Genomic DNA, 19,926 nt, shown 5'->3' with positions numbered 1-19,926 from the left:
TCAAATGGCTATTCTACGTTTGATTGGTTTTGGAAAAAAAGAAGAATTTAAGAAAGTGCTAGCAATTTTAAGAAAGAAAAAGCCTGATAGGACAAGGATCCTATGAAATTTGTCGTGTACAGAGAAAATTTTTATACTTTTTTGAGTGTAATGATTAATTTTCGAAGTGCAATGACGAGAACGGATCAGGTCAGATGATGTTTTTGGTCAATAAAAAAAGCCCAAGTCGAAACTTGGGCATACAGAGAAACTGAAAAGATTAAGGGTTGATCAGTGATAACCATGCAACTGACGATATAAACCTGGAGTCACCCCTGTCCATTTTTTAAAGGCACGGTGGAAGGTACTGGTTTCACTAAAACCGACCTGCTGTGCGACATCTTCGAGGGTCAAACCTGGATTCAGCAGCAGGTGAATGGCGGCATCACGGCGCAAGGCATCTTTCACGCCCTGATAGCTTTTGCCTTCCGCAGCCAGACGGCGACGCAAAGTTTGTGGAGAAAGATACAACATCGAAGCCACATCGTTGAGTGTTGGCATTTCTTCACCAATCTGGCTCTTTAACACTTCACGGATACGAGAAGTCAGCGAGTTGGTGTTTTTGAATTTAACCAGCAACTGTGCAGGGGCCGCTTTGAGGAATTCTTCCAGCGTTTCTTCATTTTGACGCAGCGGAAGATCCAGATAGTCTGCGGCAAAGGTAATTTCGGTACGTGGTGCATCGAATTGCATCACCGGTGCGAAGAACAGGGCATCATATTCATCGGCATGTGCAGGACGTGGGTAGCCAAAATGAACCCGTTCGAGTGGCAGACGGCGTTCGATGAGCCAAGAGGCCAGACCGTGCCAGATCATCAGCATGCTTTCGGTAATGAAGTGATCGGGATCCATGCTTTTAGGAATAAGCGGAACCAAGCGCGCTTCGTGTTTGTCACGTTCCAGAGTCACAGACCATTCATCGCCAAACAGTTTATAAAACTGGGAAGAAAGCTCTAAGGCATCTCCTAGCGTTTTCGCATGAATAATCAACTGACACATAATGGCAAAAGTGCCCAGACGACGTGGCTGTATATCAAAGCCGACATGTTCGTCCTGAGTCACCATCCAGAGCATTTGAATAAATCGGGTATATTGTTCCGGAGAAATACGGGCTTTAGGTTGACGTAATAATTCCGCTTCAATGCCGACATGTGACAATAAAGTTTCGACATCCATGCCCAGACGTTTTACGCCGGTTAAAGCCGCATTGACGAAGTGGATACTAATCGTATCGCGACTCATATTAAATCCTTCAGTCTCTTTCTCTTTTATATTCACTTGCAGTTGACCTAAATGACGCTAAAAATTGTTTGGGTGGCAATTTACAATAGTTGTTGCACCCTATTTACATCTTAAATTGCCGAAATGATCAAGGTAAATGGCTGAACATGACATTGTTTTATGAGTTTTATATTTCTAATATGCATATAAAATCAACATAAAAAGAGAAAAAACGGACATGACTACGGCTTTAAAAGGATTAAAAGTACTTGATTTTTCAACTTTACTCCCGGGTCCATTTGCCACTTTGTATCTGGCAGACCTCGGTGCAGAAGTGATCCACATTGAATCACCTACACGGACAGACCTGATTCGGTTATTGCCGCCTTATGCCCATGGACAGGCAACGGCGCACAGTTATTTAAATCGTAATAAACAGTCGGTTACTCTGGATTTAAAAGATCCGCACAACATTGAACTGATTAAACAGAAGATTACTGAATACGATATTGTGGTCGAGCAGTTTCGGCCGGGGGTGATGCAGCGCCTGGGCCTCGACTACGCCACGCTTGCAGCATTGAACCCTCGACTAATTTATTGCTCCATTACTGGCTATGGACAGACCGGAAGTTATAAAGATAAGGCCGGACACGATATAAATTATTTGGCCTTGGCTGGAATTGCCGGACATAGTGGCCGGCAAGAGGGTGGACCACCAGCATTGGGTATACAGGTCGCCGATGTTGCTGGAGGCTCCTTACATGCGGTCATTGGGATTTTGGCTGCCGTGGTGGAACGTGAGCGCAGCGGTTTGGGACAATATATTGATATTTCGATGACCGATTGTGTAGCCACTTTAAATAATATGGCAGCGGCTGCCACATTGGCAGGAAATACCAAACAATTTCCCGAACAGTCGTATTTAAATGGCGGCAGTTTTTATGACTATTACCAGACTCAGGATGGCCGTTATTTATCGATTGGGAGTTTGGAGCCACAGTTTATGTCGGGCTTGGCACACATTTTGGATCTTCCCATCCTTGGTGAAAAAGGGGCTTCGTTTGACCCGGCAGATCAGCACGTAGTCAAGCGGGCGCTTCAGGAAAAGATTCAATCGAAAACTTGGCAAGAGTGGCAAGTGATCTTTGCCGATCAGGATGTGTGTGTAGAGCCTGTTTTAACTCTGGATGAAGCCTTGGATTCTCGTTTGGCTCAAGAACGAAAATGGGCAATAGACGTGCCGCTGGCTCCGGACAGCAAGCAGACGGAAACCCAGTTGGCCTGTCCGATTAAATTTTCCCGCTCTCAGGCAGAATATTTATATATAGGACAGCATTTAGGCGCCGGAAACTGGTAGTTTTCACATAGATTAAAAACATTAACATTGAAAAACAATGTATTCACAATTTGCGCCCAATGTTAAATAAAAAACAGGAGTAGCATCAGTATTAGAAAAAAATAATATAAAGGTGAGCGGCTGTGAAGCAGTTATGGAGCACGTTCGGTGTCGGTGTGGGCCTGATCTCTTTAAGCGGTGCATTACATACTGCAAATGCAGGCAATGCATTTGATTCACAAAGCCCGTGGATGTTTGGTGACTGGAATGGTCAACGTATAGCATTACAACAAAAAGGTTATGACTTCAGTCTGGGTTATACCGGCGAAGTTGCGACTCTACTGGACTCAGATCATTATTCCAGTCATGGCACTGAATACGCAGATCAGTTTGCAATCGGTGTCCACTTCGATTTAAACAGAATTCTAGGCTGGCAAGACACTGAAGCGCAAATAACCGTGACCGAACGTAATGGCCGTAGTCTGTCGAATAGTTCAGCTGCCTTAAATGGTCATCTCAGTTCGGTACAAGAAGTTTGGGGCCGTGGGCAAACCTGGCGTTTAACGGACTTCTGGATCAAGAAAAAATTCCTGGAACAAAAACTGGATCTCAAAGTGGGGCGCTTTGGTGAGGGTGAAGATTTCAACAGTTTTGATTGTGATTTCCAGAATCTGGCGCTTTGTGGTTCTCAAGTGGGGAACTGGGTCGGTGATCAGTGGTACAACTGGCCAGTGAGTCAATGGGCTGCCCGAGCGAAATATAACTTCACTCCTGACGTCTATGCCCAGATCGGTGCCTATGAATATAACCCTGAAAACCTTGAACGAGGCAAAGGCTTCAATTTAAGTACCGATGGTTCTCATGGGACGATTATTCCTGCTGAAGTGGTCTGGACACCGAAAATTGGCGCGGCAAAACTTCCGGGTGAATACCGTGCCGGTTATTACTACAGCAGCGCCGATGCTGCAGAAATTAAAGATGTATCGCATGAGCACAAACAAGGTGTCTGGGTCGTGACCAAACAGCAACTGACAGCACATAACGGTGATTCATCTCGCGGTCTGAGTGCTTTTGTAAACTTAACTGTACATGATCGTGACACAAACAAAGTCAGTGACATGCAAAATATGGGTCTGGTTTATAAAGGTTTAATGGACTTTCGTCCTCAGGACGAGATTGCGATCGGTATCGCTCGCATCAAGATCAATGACGATGTTAATGATGCGAACATTCGCAATAACAGTGTGGATGCCCGTGGCCTACAGAGCGAAGAATACGATACGGAAATTTACTATGGTATTCATGCAACAAACTCGCTCACTATACGTCCAAATATTCAATATATCCATCAGGTTGGTGCATATAAAAATGGCGAGAATGCCTGGGTTGGCGGTATTAAGTTACAAACAGCATTCTAGTTTCTAGATGTCTAGTTTCTAGATGATAAGTACTTGGGTTTTATCATTCGATGCTTGGAGCACAACTTTCTTTTGCAGATCGGTTTAATCCAGATATTTAAAATCTAAAAATTAAAAAGGTGCTCATATTTAACTTTAGGTATGAGCTTTAAAAGAATTCTAAAAATAGGTGGTCAATATGAGTACTCCATCTTCAGGTTCAGGGCTAAAAACGATTTTGGCTGTTGTGGCCATCATTTTCGGTTTAGTGCTGCTGATTGGAGGAATATATCTTGCAGTGCTTGGTGGGTCTTGGTACTACATCATCGCAGGTCTATTCTTCATTGCAACTGCAGTTTTATTACACAAATTAAAAAGCTCGGCACTGCTGATTTACGCGGCGCTGCTATTAGGGACTGTGGTGTGGGGGCTTTGGGAAGTGGGTTCTGACTTCTTTGCGCTGGCACCTCGTCTGGACATTTTAGGACTATTTGGTCTTTTATTGCTTATTCCTGCCGTGACTCGCGGATTTGAACATCCCAAAGGGGCAAAACTGGTTCTTGCAGGCACATTGGCCATCACCATTGCCGTGATGATTTACTCGGTATTTAATGATCCACAGGAAATTCGTGGCGAGTTAAGCACTAAACAGCCTGCAACATCGCAGCCCATTCCGGGTGTGGCCGATGGGGACTGGCCGGCTTATGGCAGGACACAGTCCGGTTTACGCTATTCTCCGTTAAAGCAAATTAATTCTGAAAATGTAAAAGACTTGCAAGTGGCCTGGGAATATCACACTGGTGAATTCAAAACTGAAAATGACTCTGGTGAAACCACCAATCAGGTAACACCAATTAAAGTGGGTGACAATATGTACATTTGTACTACTCACCAGAAATTGACCGCACTTGATCCGGCAACAGGTAAAGCAAAATGGACTTATGATCCTAAATTACGTGCTGATAATACCTATCAACATTTAACTTGCCGTGGTGTGTCTTATTATGATGCCAATAACACAGCAGGCTTCGAAGCTAGTCTTGCTGCCAAAACAACGGCTTCAGCCGAGTGCCCTAAGAAAGTGATTTTGCCGGTGAATGATGGCCGTCTTGTCGCGATCAATGCCGACACGGGCAAGGCGTGTACTGACTTTGGTAAAAATGGCGAAGTCGATCTGCAAAAAGACATGCCATTTCCATACCCGGGCGGTTATATCCCCACCTCTCCGCCAGTGGTTACAGGTACAACCATTATTATTGGCGGTTCAACCACCGATAACTATTCGACTGAAGAGCCATCGGGTGTGATCCGCGGTTATGACGTCAATACCGGTGAACTGCTTTGGGTATTCGATACCGGTGCTGAAGATCCAAATGCCATTCCTGCGCCAGGCCAGAAATTTGTTCATAACTCCCCCAATGCCTGGGCACCATTAGCCTATGATGCGAAACTGGATATGGTCTATGTACCCACTGGTGTTGGTACGCCAGATATTTATGGCGGGCACCGTACCGAACTGGATGAACGCTATGCCAACTCCATGCTGGCTTTAAATGCATCTACCGGTAAGCTGGTCTGGAATTTCCAAACCACCCATCATGACTTATGGGATATGGATGTACCAGCGCAGCCGACTTTAGCGGACATTAAAGATAAATCTGGCAAGCTTGTTGCTGCAATCTATGTGCTGACGAAAACAGGGAATGCTTTTGTACTGGACCGTCGTACGGGTAAGGCAATCGTTCCGATTACAGAGAGGCCGGTGCCGCAAACGGTAAAACGCGGCGCACAAACCAAAGGCGAACGTTATTCCCCAACTCAACCATTCTCTGATTTTGACCTGGCACCGAAAGAAAAATTAACCGACAAGCAGATGTGGGGTGCCACCATGTTTGACCAGTTAATCTGCCGTGTAGCGTTCAAGAAATTGAACTATGATGGCATTTATACGCCACCTTCTGAAAATGGCACGCTGGTATTCCCGGGTAATCTGGGTGTATTCGAATGGGGTGGTATGTCGGTCAACCCCGACCGTCAAATTGCAGTAATGAACCCGATTGGCTTGCCCTTTGTGTCCAGACTGATCCCTGAAGATCCGAACCGTAAGCAAACAGCCAAAGGTGCGGGGACTGAACAAGGTGTTCAGCCCATGTACGGTGTACCTTATGGGGTAGAAATCAGTGCCTTCCTTTCACCCTTCGGACTGCCATGTAAACAGCCGGCTTGGGGCTATGTGGCGGGTGTCGATTTAAACACCCATGAAGTGGCCTGGAAACGTCGGATCGGTACCATTCGTGACAGTATGCCGGGTATTCCATTACCGCCATTTAAAATGGGTGTGCCAATGCTGGGCGGTCCAATCTCGACTGCAGGTAATTTGATGTTTGTGGGTGCAACCCAGGATAACTATATCCGTGCCATTAACGTCACCAATGGTGATGAGCTTTGGAAAGGCCGTCTACCGGCGGGTGGTCAGGCAACGCCAATGACATATGAAGCCAATGGTAAACAATATGTAGTCATTATGGCCGGTGGTCATGGTTCATTTGGCACCAAAATGGGCGACTCTATCGTAGCGTATGCCTTACCCGATAAAAAATAAGCTACCTATTTATTCGGTTAAATTTGAAAAGTCCGATTCGTCGGGCTTTTTATGAAAATAAATGCTAAAGAATAAATAAAATAAGCAATATCATTGAAAATGAATCAAAAAAGGCTGAAAGGCTTTATATCTGTGACGGTCTGATACACTTATCAATAAAACCGCTATTAAATATGTAAAAAACGCATTTTGTTGATAGATCAAATCTCGTTATGCTGTCCGCCGTTATAATAGAAACTACTAGCTGTACGCCATGTATTTATATACTGATTTTGACCAGCAACTGGTCAATGAACGTGTTGCACAATTCCGTGACCAAACGGAACGTTATTTAGCCGGTAAATTGACGGAAGATGAATATCGTCCGCTTCGTCTGCAAAACGGCCTTTATGTACAACGTTATGCGCCAATGTTGCGTGTTGCAGTGCCTTACGGTCTGATGAATTCAAAACAATTGCGTAAAATTGCGCAATTGGCTCAAGACTATGACCGTGGTTATGCACACGTATCAACACGTCAAAACATTCAGTTTAACTGGCCTGCACTAGAGAACGTACCGGACATGCTGCAAGAACTGGCATCTGTACAAATGCATGCCATCCAGACCTCTGGTAACTGTATCCGTAATACCACCACTGACCAGTATGCAGGTGTGGTTGCCGGTGAAGTGGCTGACCCACGTCCGACTTGTGAATTGATCCGTCAGTGGTCAACCTTCCATCCGGAATTTGCCTTCTTGCCACGTAAGTTCAAAATTGCGGTTTCTGCATTAGAAGAAACTGACCGTGCGGCAACGTCATTCCACGACATCGGTGTATACATCGTGCGTAATGAAGCAGGTGAGATCGGCTATAAAATCAAAGTCGGTGGTGGCTTGGGTCGTACCCCGGTAATTGGTAGTTTCATCCGTGACTTCCTGCCACGTGAAGATTTGATTGCATATTTGGAAGCGGTACTGCGCGTCTATAACTTGCATGGTCGCCGTGACAACAAATACAAAGCCCGTATCAAGATTTTAGTAAAAGCGTTAACACCTGAAGTGTTTGCTGAGAAAGTAGAAGCAGAATTTGCACATACCATTAAAACATTGAAAATCGATGCTGAAACCTTGGCAAAAATGGATCAGAACTTCACGCCATTTGCTTACCAAGATTATGCAGATGAAGATTTCACTGAACAGTTTGCTGCGCATCCGAAGTTCAAACAGTGGTTCAACATCAACACCAATGTACATAAAGTGCAGGGTTATCGTATCGTCACGATTTCTCTGAAACGTGCCGGTATTGCTCCTGGTGATATGACTGTTGAAGAGATGAACCTGATTGCAGATCTTGCAGACAAGTACACCTTCGGCGAGTTCCGTACCACCCACGAACAAAACATTGCTTTGGTCGATGTACCGCAAAAAGACCTGTTTGAGTTGTGGCAGATCCTTGATCAGCACAATCTGGCTCGTGCGCATATTGGTTTCATTACTGACATCATCTGCTGTCCGGGCGGTGACTTCTGCTCGCTTGCAAACGCGAAATCTATTCCGATTTCAGAAGCCATTTCACGCCGTTTTGATGATCTGGATACCATTTACAACCTAGGTAAACTTGATCTCAACATTTCAGGTTGTATGAATGCCTGCGGTCACCACCATGTCGGTAATATCGGTATTTTGGGTGTAGACAAAAAAGGTGCAGAATTCTACCAAATCACGCTTGGTGGTAATGCTGACCATGATGCTTCAATTGGTGACATCCTTGGGCCATCATTTGCAGCAGACCGTATTCCAGATGTAGTGGAAGAAATTCTAAATACCTATCTTGACCTTCGAAATGACGGTGAAGAGTTTATTGATACTTACCGCCGTGTTGGCATTCAACCCTTTAAGGAGCGTGCATATGCTTAATACCGCACTACAAGTGCTCTCTAAAGATGGCACGATTGCAGATAATACTTACCAGTTAATTGGTGAAGATGGCGTATTACCACAAGGTGACGTGGTTTTAACGGTTGAACAGTTAGACCAGATTGCCAATATCTCAGGTAAAAAAGCACTTTACATCACTGTAGATGCCTCTCCTGAAACGCATGAGTTTCCACTTGACCAGTTAGATGCAATCTTTATCGAATTTGCAGGCTTTAACGATGGTCGTGGCTATTCATTCGCTGCATTGTTACGTCGTCAAGGTTTTGCAGGTGAATTACGGGCTACTGGTGACGTATTTAAAGACGTGTTGAACTATATGAAGCGCTCAGGTTTCGATACTTTCGTGATTAAAGAAGGTAAAGATATTGCTGAAGCTGCTGCAGGTTTTGGTGATTTCACCAATCCTTATCAAGCTTCAACTGCAGTGCCAAAAGCACATTATCAAACTGGTGCTTAATCTCATTCATTAAGCTCAAGTTGAAAAAAGCCTCCATATGGAGGCTTTTTTGATTTGGAATATTTACATGGCTTCAAGCTGACAGTTGACCATCCATTTAATCCCGAACTGATCGGTAAATGCCCCATAGAGTGCACCCCAAAATGTCTTTTCTAAAGGCATTTCTATTTGTCCATTGACAGATAAAGCATCAAATAAGCGTTTTGCTTCTGCCTGCTCATGGGCATTCAGATTAATTGAAATATAGTGATTATTCCCTTGAGTGAAAACGCTATTGTTTTGCGCACAGAATTGATCATTGGTGTCAGATCCCATCAGTTCTGTAAATTCGTTAATGGGAAGTGAGATATGCAGGATTTTATTTTTATCCGCTTCTGATAGCGTGACACCTTCTTCAGCTAGCATTTCACCATAACGGGTCAGATTGGAAAATTCGCCTCCAAAAACTGATTTATAAAAGTTAAAGGCTGCTTCAGCCTGACCTTGGAAATTGAGGTAATGATTCAGTTGCATGAAAAGCCTTTGTTGTTGTTTTAATGGTTCTAATCTAGCACAGGCTTAAGCTTAAATTTAGATGATGAAAATATAAAAAAGTGTAAGCATAAAAAATCCCTCGTTTAAAGGGATTTTTTTATGCTCTCTCCCTTAGGAAAAAAGTTAGAGGGAGAGGGCATTACCTGACTCCCTCTTTAATAAAGGCAGACTTCAAAAATTAAAGCAGTTCAATCGCTACAGCAGTCGCTTCACCACCACCAATACACAGGGTAGCAATCCCTTTTTTACCACCAGTACGTTTTAAAGCATGAATGAGCGTCAAGATAATACGCGAACCTGTAGAGCCAACCGGATGACCAAGGGCACAAGCACCACCGTTAATGTTGACTTTAGCTGGATCAAGTTTGAAGTCATCCATTGGACACATGGTCACCATGGCAAAAGCTTCGTTAATCTCCCAAAGATCGACGTCTTGAGCATCCCAACCGGTTTTATTTAAAACTTTCTGAATGGCACCGACCGGAGCAATGGTGAACTCAGATGGATGTTGAGAATTTGAAGCATAGGCCACAATTTTAGCCAGCGGCTTTAGGCCTTTTGCTATTGCATTGTCACTTGAGGTGAGTACAAGGGCAGAGGCACCATCGGAAATTGAGCTGGCATTGGCCGCAGTAATGGTGCCGTCTTTAGCAAAGGCAGGGCGAAGTGTTGGAATTTTCGTAATATTGACATTGAACGGTTGTTCATCTTTATCAACCACTACATCGCCTTTACGGGTAGATATGGTTACAGGCACGATTTCATCAGCAAAATAACCTTCGTTCACGGCTTTTTGTGCACGTTCTAATGAACGAATTGCAAAGTCATCCATTTGTTCACGCGTATAGCCACGGGTATTTGCCATGTCTTGAGCAAAAGAACCCATCAAGCGACCAGTTTCTGCATCTTCCAATCCATCCAGGAACATATGGTCCTTAATTTCAGCATGACCCATGCGCAAACCACCACGTGCCTTAGGCAATACATAAGGAGCATTAGTCATAGACTCCATGCCGCCTGCAACTACAATTTCAGCAGAACCGGCTTTAATCATGTCAGCCGCTTGCATCACCGCTTTCATGCCAGAACCACACAGCTTATTGATGGTGATTGCACCAGTTGAATCAGGTAAGCCGGCTTTGCGCATTGCCTGACGGGCTGGTCCTTGCTTTAAGCCGGCAGGCAACACGCAGCCCATAATGACTTCTTCGACATCGGTTGCTTGTAATCCAGCACGTGCAATCGCTTCTTTGATACATGCTGCTCCAAGTTCTGGGGCTGTTACACTGGCCAAGCTACCTTGGAAGCCGCCCATTGCAGTACGTGCCCCATTTATGATTACGATGTCTGTCATTGTTCTTTCTCCGAGATTGATTTTTTTAGGGAATTACTTTCCAAGCTTAAGCAGTATATTGAAAAATGAGCCGGAATAAACAAAGATTGTAGGATGTCTTTAGACTGATAAGTTTTTTAGCAGCTCGATAGGTTTTCTATCCGCATATTTCCCATGGCACTCAGAACCAGCTTCCGGTGATGATCAGAAACCATTGAACAATAATAAAAACTGCCATTTGAACCTATAGGCCGGCCATTTTCAGCTTGAAAAGTTAAACTGGGAACACTCAAAGTTCCTCTCCAGTCTAAGTGCCCATATTTTAAATTGGTTGATTCTGTATAGATAATTTTTTCACCTGTATCAATTTGTCTATTTTTATTGCTGTCGAGAAAAACCAGTAAACCGGCAGTCCATTGGCTTGTTTGACAATTCACTTTATTTTGACTTGGACATAACACTACATTGGTATGATAGAGCGTAGCTTGAGATTTAGCTAAATGAATCGTTGAAATCAGTTTATTAGTGGTGGCGTTGACTTCCTGTTTGGCTTTCATGTCTTGAAAATAAGGTAAAGCGATTGTTGCCAGAATTGCAAAAATAGCCAAAGTAACGATGAGTTCAACTAATGTGAAGCCATTTTTTTGTTGAAAAAGCATTGAAAATAATCCTGTAATATATTTTTTTTTAATTATGTATGTTATTAATGTTTTGTTTTTTAATTGTTTTTTTGCAGGTAATATTTATTTCTCAACTTTATAAGAAAGCTGTTAAAATAATTTGCAAGTGACAATAAGCTATTCATGACAATAAATTGAGTAAAAAATTACCGAATTACAACGGAAATTGTAAGTAATTTTGTCAATAATTTACTTGATTAAAATTATCAAGCACTTGGAAAAAAAATAAAGTGTTTGTATGATTCAAAGTGAATAGCTTAAGAATAAGACTGGGGTATAAAAAAGCCTATCTCAGAATAGCCAAATTCTAGGCTTGAGCTTGAACAACAATTGTTATCTCTGGAGGATAAATCCATGAAAATGAGTCGTATCGCACTAGCTATGCTAGTTGCTGCACCTTTAGCTGCAGCGAATGCTGGTGTAACTATTACCCCATTATTGGTTGGTTATAATTTTAACGAAACTCAGCACAACAACAACGGTAAACTATTTTCTGATGCTGATGGTGACGATGCTTCTAATGTGGTTGAGCTTCAAGACGATTTATTCGTTGGTGCTGCGCTTGGTGTTGAACTAACTCCATGGTTAGGCTTTGAAGCTGAATACTCTCAAGTTAAAGGTGATATCGAAGCTACTCGTCAAAGTGATGTTGTTGAAGGTACTAAAGTAGCTGAGTACAAAAAACAGCAAATTGCTGGTAACTTCTATGCAACTTCTGATTTGATCACTAAAAACTATGACAGCAAAATTAAGCCTTATGTATTGTTAGGTGCTGGTCATGTTAAATATGAAGGTCAAGGCGAAGCTGCTGGTTGGGAAGAAGAAAGCACAATTGGTAATGCAGGTCTTGGTGCTTTCTGGCGCTTAAACGATGCTTTATCTCTACGTACAGAAGCTCGTAGTACTTATAACTTTGACAATAAATTCTGGGACTACACAGCTTTAGCGGGTCTTAACGTAGTTCTTGGCGGTCACTTGAAACCTGCTGCTCCTGTAGTAGAAGTTGCTCCAGTTGAGCCTGTAGCTCCAGTTCAACCAGCTCCACAAGAATTGACTGAAGACCTGAACATGGAACTTCGTGTGTTCTTTGATACAAACAAATCAAACATCAAAGACCAGTACAAACCAGAAATCGCTAAAGTTGCTGAGAAGTTAGTTGAATATCCAAACGCTACTGCTCGCATCGAAGGTCACACAGATAACACTGGTCCACGTGCATTGAACGAACGTTTATCTTTAGCTCGTGCTAACTCTGTTAAATCTTCACTTGTAAATGAATACAATGTAGATCCAGCTCGTTTGTCTACTCAAGGTTTCGCTTGGGATCAACCGATTGCTGACAACAACACTAAAGAAGGCCGTGCTATGAACCGTCGTGTATTCGCGACTATTTCTGGTAGCCGTACTGTTGTTGCAGAACCTGCTCAAGCTCAATAATTAATTATTGATCTAATCTAAAAAAAGCAGCCTTAGGGCTGCTTTTTTATGTTCGCTACATAAGCATAACTTGTTTAATACACTGTTTCATTTCGATCTTGTTCTAATAAACACCTATATACAATAAAAAGAGGGTGAAAAAATGGCACAGATGTTAACGACAACAGATGGAACCTCGATTTATTATAAGGACTGGGGAGAGGGGCCGGTTGTGGTCTTTTCCCATGGATGGCCTCTTTCCAGTGATGCTTTTGAAGACCAGATGTTATTTCTTGCAGAACATGGCTATCGGGTGATTGCATTTGATCGACGTGGTCATGGACGCTCGAGTCAGCCTTGGGCTGGACATAACATTGATCAATATGCACAAGATATGCATCAACTCATCGAGCATCTTGGATTAAACGAGTTCGCTTTAGTCAGACATTCTACCGGTGGGGCTGTCGTTACCCGTTATACGGCAAAATATGGTCAGCATAAAGTCACTAAACTTGCACTTATTGCAGCCGTAACTCCACTCATGATTAAACGAGATGATTATCCAGACGGTGTAGATTCGGACGTGTTTGATGAGATGCGCGCAAATTTATTGGCCAATAGAGCTGATTTTTATCTGGATTTTGCTAAAGCATTTTATGGATATGACAAGCTGTTAAATAAAACTTCGGAAGGGGTAATACAAAATTTCTGGCGTATTGCCATGCAGGGTTCAATCAAGGCGCATTATGATTGTATCCATGCATTTTCAGAAACCGATTTACGTGATGATTTAACCCAGATTACAGTACCAACATTAGTGCTTTATGGAACAGCAGATGACATTGTTCCGCCAGGAATTTGCAGTCAGCAGACCGTTAAACTCTTAAAACAGGGTGTGGAAGAGCAAATTAAGGGAGCACCGCACGGGTTGTGTACCACTCATAAAAATGAAGTCAGTTTTGCCTTGAAGGAGTTTCTGGCACATCATTGATATAAGTTAAATAAAAAAACAGCCTTTAGGCTGTTTTTTTATTTAAATACCAGATTTAGTCCTGATCAGGATTCATCGGTTTAACATCCATATCTTGATAAGAAACCAACTTGGTTTTGTTTTTCCATTTATAACCCAGCCAGATTACTAGAAATAATGGAATACTGATATAGGTGGACAATACACCGAGCCAATCACCCGTAATAAAGGCTTGATAGTTCTGTCCGAGTACGACAATCGTACAAAGAATAAAGGCAAACCAAGGGGCAAATGGGAAAAACTTAGCTTTATACGCTAAATCTTCCAGTTTATAACCTTGTGCCAAATAACCTTTACGGAAACGGTAGTGTGAAATGGCAATACCCAGCCATACAATGAATCCGCACATTCCCGACATATTCAGCAACCAGTTAAATACTTGTTGTTCCCCAATAAAAGTGGTGAGAAAGCAAAGTGCGGCAATTGCTGTGGTGGCATACAGTGCATTCATGGGTACACCACGCGAATCCAGTTTACCAAAGATTTTTGGTGCACTGCCTTTGCGTGCCATGTCAAACAGCATACGGGTGGATGAATACATGCCTGAGTTACCTGCGGACAGGATCGCAGTTAAGATTACGGCATTCATTAAACCTGCGGCGAAAGCAAAACCGACTTTTTCATACAATAAGGTAAAAGGTGAAAGGGTAATGTTTTCACTTGCTGCCGCTTGTAACAGGCGTGGATCATCATAAGCCACTAGTGTACCAATGATGAAAATACACACTACATAGAATAATAAAATACGCCAGAAAATTTGCTTGATGGCTACTGGAATGGTCTTTTTAGGATCTTTCGATTCACCCGCAGCCACACCCACCATCTCTGTGCCCTGAAAGGAGAATCCGGCAATCATGGCGACACCAATCATGGCCTGCAAACCACCAACAAAAGGTGCATCACCTTTGGTCCAGTTGGCAAAGGTTACCATATTCGGTGTCAGCATGATTTTTGCAATCATGGCAATACCAATAATAATAAAGACAACGATTGCAATGACTTTAACCAGGGAGAACAAAAACTCACTTTCACCAAAGCCTTTTACAGAGAGTGAGTTAATGGCAAAAATTACGCTCAGAAAAATAGCACTCCAGTAAAATCCGGGAATATCTGGAAACCAGAATTTCATAATAAACTGGACAGCAACCAGTTCAAAAGCAACCGTAATGGCCCAGTTGTACCAATAGTTCCAGCCCAAAGCAAAGCCAAAACCGCCTTCTACATATTTTGTACCGTAGGTAAAGAAAGCACCTGAGGTCGGGTTATGGGTCGCAAGCTCGCCCAGACTGGTCATCAGGAAATAAATCATGATTCCAATCAGGCAGTAAGCCAATAAAGCACCGCCCGGACCTGCATTGGCAATGGTTGCACCAGAAGCCAGGAATAAGCCTGTGCCGATAGAACCACCAATGGCGATCATATTCAAATGACGTGCACCCAGCTTACGCTGTAAATGTGCAGATTGAGTTTCGCTCATCGTTGTTCCTTAAGATTTCTTTTCGGTGCTAGTGAACAGCACTTTAAAGCCTTGTTGATCGGCTTTGGTTGTACATTTGCCAAAGCTTTGTTCAATGAGTAATGGATAATTTAAAAAGCGGTTTGCCACAATCCAGAGTTCACCACCCGATTTCAAATGACGGCGTGAAGTTTTGCACAAGCTTTCACTGGCATCATAATTGGTTTGAATACCTTGATGGAAAGGCGGATTGCTGATGATGGCATGCAAGAAAAGAGGCGCATCTTCAATACCCGTCACAGCAGTAATTTCAAGCTGTTCGGGAGAAAGGTCATTTTTTTCAAAAGTCATGCGGGTAGAGGCCAATGCAAAAGCATCAACATCCAGCGCAAAAATGCGGTTTTTCGGATTCAGTTTGGCCAGATAAGCACTGATAATACCGGCACCACAGCCAAAGTCGGCAATTTTACCTGAAGTGACCTGTGATAAAAACGGTAAGAATACTGCTGTGCCGACATCTAAACGATTTTGGCTGAATACGCCGGGCAGGGCACAAATAGTGAGATCACCTTTTGGTGTTGCTACCGTATATTCTTGGGCCCAATTTGTCAAAGTCTTTTCTTTAACCGTCGATTCAATCTTGAGTTGCCAGAGCTGGCAATGACGTGCACTGTCCAGTTTAAAGGCTTTGCCATAAGGCTGTAGTTGTTTGGCTGCACGTTCAACGCCGCCTTTTTTCTCACCCACCAGGAAGATGGAAGCCCCTAAACCTAGACGGCTGACGACATTATGCAGGACATAATTTAACAGTTCTTTGGACTTCGGTACAAAGATAATGGCCTGGTCAAAACTGCCTTCAGGAAGCTCTACGCCAAAATGTACAGCGGCCTGTTGTGACTGAAAATATTGAAATTCATTATAATTCCATGTCCACAAACAAGGGCTGATGTCTTTCTCTAGATTGGAAAGTAAATCATCAGTCGGTGCATTGACTAAAAGCACACGTCCAGAAAGGTATTCATGCTGTCGAATGACAACTTCACTTCTTGGATCCATTTTTTATCTCGCCATTGAAAAACTCTGCCCAGACAATGCTGGGCAGAGTTGATGCTGAAATGAAATTATTGCTTCGATTCAGGAAGAATAATATTTAAAAGCAATGCTGCAATACCACCAGTCGCCACACCGGAACTGAAGATGTTACGGAATAACTCAGGAAGATGTTCCAAAATTTGTGGGACTTGTGCAACACCTAGGCCCAAGGCCAGTGAAATGGCAATAATTAACAGGGCACGACGGTCAAGATGAATTCCTGACAGGATATTAATACCAGAAGCCGCCACAGCACCAAACATCACCATGACTGCACCGCCAAGCACGGCTTGAGGAACTGCTTGAATCACGCCAGCAACCGCAGGTAACAAGCCTAAAATTACCAGTAATGCTGCAATCCAGATACCGACATAACGGCTTGCAACACCAGTAAGCTGAATGACACCATTATTTTGTGCAAATACCGAACTTGGGAAAGTATTGAATAAGCCGGCGAGCAAAGAGTTGGCACCATTCACCAGCACACCGCCTTTAATACGCTCCATCCATACTGGGCCATCGACTGGCTGATTCGAAATCTTTGAAGTTGCGGTAATGTCACCAATCGCTTCTAAAGACGTGACCAGATAAATAAAGGCCATGGGAATAAACAAGCTCCAAGAGAAGCTTAAACCAAAATGCATCGGTGTTGGAATCTGAACCATTGGCGCATCTTTCATGCCTGAAAAATCAAGGTGACCCATAAAGCCGGCAAGAGCATAACCAATAATCAGGGCAATCAGAATGGCGGAGCTTTTGATCCAGGTAATACGGACACGGTTCAGGACAATAATAATCGCCAGTACCGTACAGGACATAATCAGGTTATCGGCATTGGCAAAGGTTTTATCGCCCATGGCCTGATAACCGCCCCCCATACTGATTAAACCTTCCTTAATTAAGGTCAAACCAATCAGCAGGACCACAATACCTGTAACAAGAGGAGTGATCAGTTGTTTTACCCAAGGTAAAATACGTGACACACCCATTTCAATAAACGATCCGGCAATTACTACACCAAAAATAGAAGCCATCACCGCTTCAACAGGGGTGCCTGCCGCGACCATGGCTGAACCAATGCCGATAATCGGACCAATAAAGTTAAAACTGGTGCCTTGTACAATTAAAAGACCCGCGCCCAAAGGGCCAACCTTTTTACATTGTAAAAAGGTTGCAATCCCGGAGATGACCAAAGACATGGAAAGAATCATGTTGGTGTCTTCTTTTGACACCCCAAGAGCTAAACAGATGAGCAAGCCGGGCGTGACAATCGGGACAATAATCGCAAGTAAATGTTGCAGGGCAGCGAGAAAAGCGATAAATGGTTTGGGGCGATCGTTTAATCCGTAGACCAAATCAAGACGATCTTGTTGTTTGGGAGAGTTTTGTAAATCAGACATGTAAGAAAGGTACAACAGCAATTTGGCGTTATTCTAATCGAGTTACAGGAGTTTACAAACCAAAAAAAGGACGAATAGTCAAAAAAACTTGTAACTGTCAATAAACTGTCACTACTAAAAGTTTAGTTTTTTCTGTATAATTTGCCCTCAAATTTAATACGTATCGAATTTACATGTCAGATATTAAAACTCTCCGCAACATTGCCATTATTGCGCACGTTGACCACGGTAAAACAACTCTTGTAGACAAACTTTTACAACAATCAGGTGCACTCGGTGAACGAGCGGGCGAGATTGAGCGTGTCATGGATTCAGGCGCTATTGAAAGTGAACGTGGTATTACCATTCTTGCAAAAAACACTGCAATCAAATGGTTAGATGAACGTACTAATACTGAATACCGCATTAACATCGTGGACACCCCGGGGCACGCCGACTTCGGTGGTGAAGTAGAACGTGTATTGTCGATGGTAGACTGTGTATTGCTACTTGTGGACGCACAAGAAGGTCCAATGCCACAAACACGCTTCGTAACACAAAAAGCCTTTGCACGTGGTTTGAAACCAATCGTGATTATCAACAAAGTCGACAAGCCAAGTGCACGTTGTGACTGGGTGATCGATCAAGTTTTTGATCTGTTTGATAATCTTGGTGGTACTGACGAACAGTTAGACTTCCCGATCGTTTATGCATCTGGTCTTCGTGGTGTTGCTGGTCCTTCTCCAGAAGAACTTGCTGAAGATATGACACCGTTGTTCCAAACAATCGTTGACATCGTTGAGCCACCAGCAGTTGATGTTGATGGTCCATTCCAAATGCAGATTTCTTCACTTGACTATAACAGCTTCGTTGGTGTGATCGGTGTTGGTCGTATCCAGCGCGGTTCAGTGAAATTAAATACGCAAGTGACTGTGATTGATAAAGATGGTAAGACGCGTAACGGCCGTATCTTAAAAATCATGGGTTACCATGGTCTAGATCGTGTTGACGTTGAAGAAGCTTCTGCAGGCGATATCGTTTGTGTAACGGGTATTGATGCACTCAACATTTCTGACACAATCTGTGATCCGAAAGCTGTTGAAGCTTTACCGCCATTGTCTGTAGATGAGCCTACCGTATCGATGACGTTCCAGGTCAACAATTCACCGTTTGCGGGTAAAGAAGGTAAATTCGTGACTTCACGTAACATCCGTGAACGTCTAGATCGCGAATTGATTCATAACGTAGCACTTCGTGTTGAAGATACTGACAGTCCAGACCGTTTTAAAGTGTCTGGCCGTGGTGAACTTCACCTTTCAGTTTTGATCGAAAACATGCGTCGTGAAGGCTTCGAGATGGGTGTATCTCGTCCGCAAGTGATCTTGAAAGAAATCGACGGTCAAATGCAAGAGCCGTACGAAAACGTAACTTTTGACGTTGAAGAACAGCATCAAGGTGCTGTAATGGAACAAATGGGTCACCGTAAAGGCGAGATGACCAATATGGAAGTTGACGGTAAAGGCCGTATCCGTATTGAAGCAACTGTTCCTTCACGTGGCTTGATCGGTTTCCGTTCTGAATTCTTGACCATGACTTCTGGTACAGGGATCATGACATCAAGCTTCTCGCATTACGGTCCAATGAAACAAGGTACTGTTGCTAAACGTCAAAACGGTGTGTTGATTTCTATGGTTCAAGGTACTTGCCTGGGCTATGCATTGTTCACACTACAAGACCGTGGCCGTCTATTTGCTAAACCACAGTTGGAAGTTTATGAAGGAATGATCGTGGGTATTAACTCTCGTTCAGACGACATGGTGGTTAACCCGACTAAAGCGAAACAGCTCACTAACGTACGTGCATCAGGTACTGATGATGCCTTAACACTTGTACCGAACATTGAATACACGCTTGAACAGGCGCTTGAATTCATCGAAGATGACGAGTTGGTTGAAGTAACACCGAAATCAATTCGTATCCGTAAACGTTACTTGACTGAAAACGAACGTAAGCGTAACCGCGGTAAATAATTTTTC

The 19,926-nt window shown here is 43.3% G+C and carries 15 protein-coding genes; 8 read left to right on the top strand and 7 right to left on the bottom strand.

Going from position 1 to position 19,926, the window contains the following annotated elements:
* Nucleotides 1-270: 270 nt before the first annotated feature.
* On the bottom strand, nucleotides 271-1,281 hold the full coding sequence (locus tag FTU91_RS07980) for an AraC family transcriptional regulator (RefSeq protein ID WP_086195699.1): 1,011 nt from the start codon (nucleotides 1,279-1,281) through the stop codon (nucleotides 271-273).
* 217 nt (nucleotides 1,282-1,498) lie between these two features.
* Here FTU91_RS07980 and FTU91_RS07975 point away from each other — a divergent pair, with 217 nt between their 5' ends.
* The 5 genes from FTU91_RS07975 to FTU91_RS07955 all read left to right on the top strand — a co-directional run bounded on the left by FTU91_RS07975 (nucleotide 1,499) and on the right by FTU91_RS07955 (nucleotide 8,970).
* Nucleotides 1,499-2,617 (top strand): CaiB/BaiF CoA-transferase family protein, encoded by a 1,119-nt coding sequence (locus FTU91_RS07975; RefSeq protein ID WP_086195698.1) that lies wholly within the window; start codon nucleotides 1,499-1,501, stop codon nucleotides 2,615-2,617.
* A gap of 155 nt (nucleotides 2,618-2,772) precedes the next feature.
* Nucleotides 2,773-4,014 carry a carbohydrate porin gene (locus FTU91_RS07970; protein ID WP_368856208.1) on the top strand — a complete coding sequence of 414 codons (1,242 nt, stop codon included), beginning with the start codon at nucleotides 2,773-2,775 and terminating at the stop codon, nucleotides 4,012-4,014.
* Between the two features lie 178 nt (nucleotides 4,015-4,192).
* On the top strand, nucleotides 4,193-6,595 hold the full coding sequence (locus FTU91_RS07965; protein ID WP_180081709.1) for a glucose/quinate/shikimate family membrane-bound PQQ-dependent dehydrogenase: 2,403 nt from the start codon (nucleotides 4,193-4,195) through the stop codon (nucleotides 6,593-6,595).
* A gap of 253 nt (nucleotides 6,596-6,848) precedes the next feature.
* Nucleotides 6,849-8,492, top strand: a complete 1,644-nt coding sequence (locus FTU91_RS07960) for a nitrite/sulfite reductase (protein ID WP_180081707.1) — start codon at nucleotides 6,849-6,851, stop codon at nucleotides 8,490-8,492.
* On the top strand, nucleotides 8,485-8,970 hold the full coding sequence (locus tag FTU91_RS07955) for a DUF934 domain-containing protein (protein ID WP_180081705.1): 486 nt from the start codon (nucleotides 8,485-8,487) through the stop codon (nucleotides 8,968-8,970). Before FTU91_RS07960 ends, FTU91_RS07955 begins: the two co-directional genes overlap by 8 nt.
* Nucleotides 8,971-9,033: 63 nt before the next feature.
* Here FTU91_RS07955 and FTU91_RS07950 read toward each other — a convergent pair whose 3' ends face one another.
* The 3 genes from FTU91_RS07950 to FTU91_RS07940 all read right to left on the bottom strand — a co-directional run bounded on the left by FTU91_RS07950 (nucleotide 9,034) and on the right by FTU91_RS07940 (nucleotide 11,496).
* Nucleotides 9,034-9,483: a VOC family protein gene (locus FTU91_RS07950; protein WP_180081703.1), complete on the bottom strand. Its 450-nt coding sequence runs from the start codon at nucleotides 9,481-9,483 to the stop codon at nucleotides 9,034-9,036.
* A gap of 199 nt (nucleotides 9,484-9,682) precedes the next feature.
* A complete protein-coding gene (locus FTU91_RS07945) occupies nucleotides 9,683-10,858 on the bottom strand; it encodes a thiolase family protein (protein WP_180081701.1) in 1,176 nt (391 codons plus the stop codon).
* Nucleotides 10,859-10,974: 116 nt separating this feature from the next.
* Complete coding sequence (locus FTU91_RS07940; RefSeq protein WP_180081699.1) at nucleotides 10,975-11,496, bottom strand: GspH/FimT family pseudopilin; 522 nt, start codon at nucleotides 11,494-11,496, stop codon at nucleotides 10,975-10,977.
* 375 nt (nucleotides 11,497-11,871) lie between these two features.
* Here FTU91_RS07940 and omp38 point away from each other — a divergent pair, with 375 nt between their 5' ends.
* Together omp38 and FTU91_RS07930 are read left to right on the top strand one after the other, a co-directional pair.
* Nucleotides 11,872-12,954 carry an outer membrane protein Omp38 gene (gene omp38, locus FTU91_RS07935; RefSeq protein ID WP_180081697.1) on the top strand — a complete coding sequence of 361 codons (1,083 nt, stop codon included), beginning with the start codon at nucleotides 11,872-11,874 and terminating at the stop codon, nucleotides 12,952-12,954.
* A 142-nt stretch (nucleotides 12,955-13,096) separates the two neighbouring features.
* On the top strand, nucleotides 13,097-13,924 hold the full coding sequence (locus FTU91_RS07930) for an alpha/beta fold hydrolase (protein ID WP_180081695.1): 828 nt from the start codon (nucleotides 13,097-13,099) through the stop codon (nucleotides 13,922-13,924).
* A gap of 55 nt (nucleotides 13,925-13,979) precedes the next feature.
* Here FTU91_RS07930 and FTU91_RS07925 read toward each other — a convergent pair whose 3' ends face one another.
* From FTU91_RS07925 to FTU91_RS07915, 3 genes are all read right to left on the bottom strand, one after another.
* On the bottom strand, nucleotides 13,980-15,440 hold the full coding sequence (locus FTU91_RS07925; protein WP_180081693.1) for an amino acid permease: 1,461 nt from the start codon (nucleotides 15,438-15,440) through the stop codon (nucleotides 13,980-13,982).
* Between the two features lie 9 nt (nucleotides 15,441-15,449).
* Nucleotides 15,450-16,475: a methyltransferase gene (locus FTU91_RS07920; protein WP_180081691.1), complete on the bottom strand. Its 1,026-nt coding sequence runs from the start codon at nucleotides 16,473-16,475 to the stop codon at nucleotides 15,450-15,452.
* A gap of 65 nt (nucleotides 16,476-16,540) precedes the next feature.
* Nucleotides 16,541-17,911, bottom strand: a complete 1,371-nt coding sequence (locus FTU91_RS07915; protein WP_086195686.1) for a uracil-xanthine permease family protein — start codon at nucleotides 17,909-17,911, stop codon at nucleotides 16,541-16,543.
* 173 nt (nucleotides 17,912-18,084) lie between these two features.
* Between FTU91_RS07915 and typA the strand changes: the two genes are divergently transcribed.
* Nucleotides 18,085-19,920: a translational GTPase TypA gene (typA, locus tag FTU91_RS07910; RefSeq protein ID WP_166170857.1), complete on the top strand. Its 1,836-nt coding sequence runs from the start codon at nucleotides 18,085-18,087 to the stop codon at nucleotides 19,918-19,920.
* Nucleotides 19,921-19,926 lie beyond the last annotated feature (6 nt).

It is taken from the genome of Acinetobacter sp. YH12201, assembly GCF_013418145.1.
Classification (GTDB): Bacteria; Pseudomonadota; Gammaproteobacteria; order Pseudomonadales; family Moraxellaceae; genus Acinetobacter.
This window is presented reverse-complemented; position numbering and strand designations above follow the sequence as displayed.

Excerpts from the sequence above, each read along its gene's own strand:
- FTU91_RS07980 (WP_086195699.1), bottom strand. The coding sequence starts at position 1,281 with ATGAGTCGCGATACGATTAGTATCCACTTCGTCAATGCGGCTTTAACC.
- FTU91_RS07975 (WP_086195698.1), top strand. The coding sequence starts at position 1,499 with ATGACTACGGCTTTAAAAGGATTAAAAGTACTTGATTTTTCAACTTTA.
- FTU91_RS07965 (WP_180081709.1), top strand. The coding sequence starts at position 4,193 with ATGAGTACTCCATCTTCAGGTTCAGGGCTAAAAACGATTTTGGCTGTT.
- FTU91_RS07960 (WP_180081707.1), top strand. The coding sequence starts at position 6,849 with ATGTATTTATATACTGATTTTGACCAGCAACTGGTCAATGAACGTGTT.
- FTU91_RS07955 (WP_180081705.1), top strand. The coding sequence starts at position 8,485 with ATGCTTAATACCGCACTACAAGTGCTCTCTAAAGATGGCACGATTGCA.
- FTU91_RS07950 (WP_180081703.1), bottom strand. The coding sequence starts at position 9,483 with ATGCAACTGAATCATTACCTCAATTTCCAAGGTCAGGCTGAAGCAGCC.
- FTU91_RS07945 (WP_180081701.1), bottom strand. The coding sequence starts at position 10,858 with ATGACAGACATCGTAATCATAAATGGGGCACGTACTGCAATGGGCGGC.
- FTU91_RS07940 (WP_180081699.1), bottom strand. The coding sequence starts at position 11,496 with ATGCTTTTTCAACAAAAAAATGGCTTCACATTAGTTGAACTCATCGTT.
- omp38 (WP_180081697.1), top strand. The coding sequence starts at position 11,872 with ATGAAAATGAGTCGTATCGCACTAGCTATGCTAGTTGCTGCACCTTTA.
- FTU91_RS07930 (WP_180081695.1), top strand. The coding sequence starts at position 13,097 with ATGGCACAGATGTTAACGACAACAGATGGAACCTCGATTTATTATAAG.
- FTU91_RS07925 (WP_180081693.1), bottom strand. The coding sequence starts at position 15,440 with ATGAGCGAAACTCAATCTGCACATTTACAGCGTAAGCTGGGTGCACGT.
- FTU91_RS07920 (WP_180081691.1), bottom strand. The coding sequence starts at position 16,475 with ATGGATCCAAGAAGTGAAGTTGTCATTCGACAGCATGAATACCTTTCT.
- FTU91_RS07915 (WP_086195686.1), bottom strand. The coding sequence starts at position 17,911 with ATGTCTGATTTACAAAACTCTCCCAAACAACAAGATCGTCTTGATTTG.
- typA (WP_166170857.1), top strand. The coding sequence starts at position 18,085 with ATGTCAGATATTAAAACTCTCCGCAACATTGCCATTATTGCGCACGTT.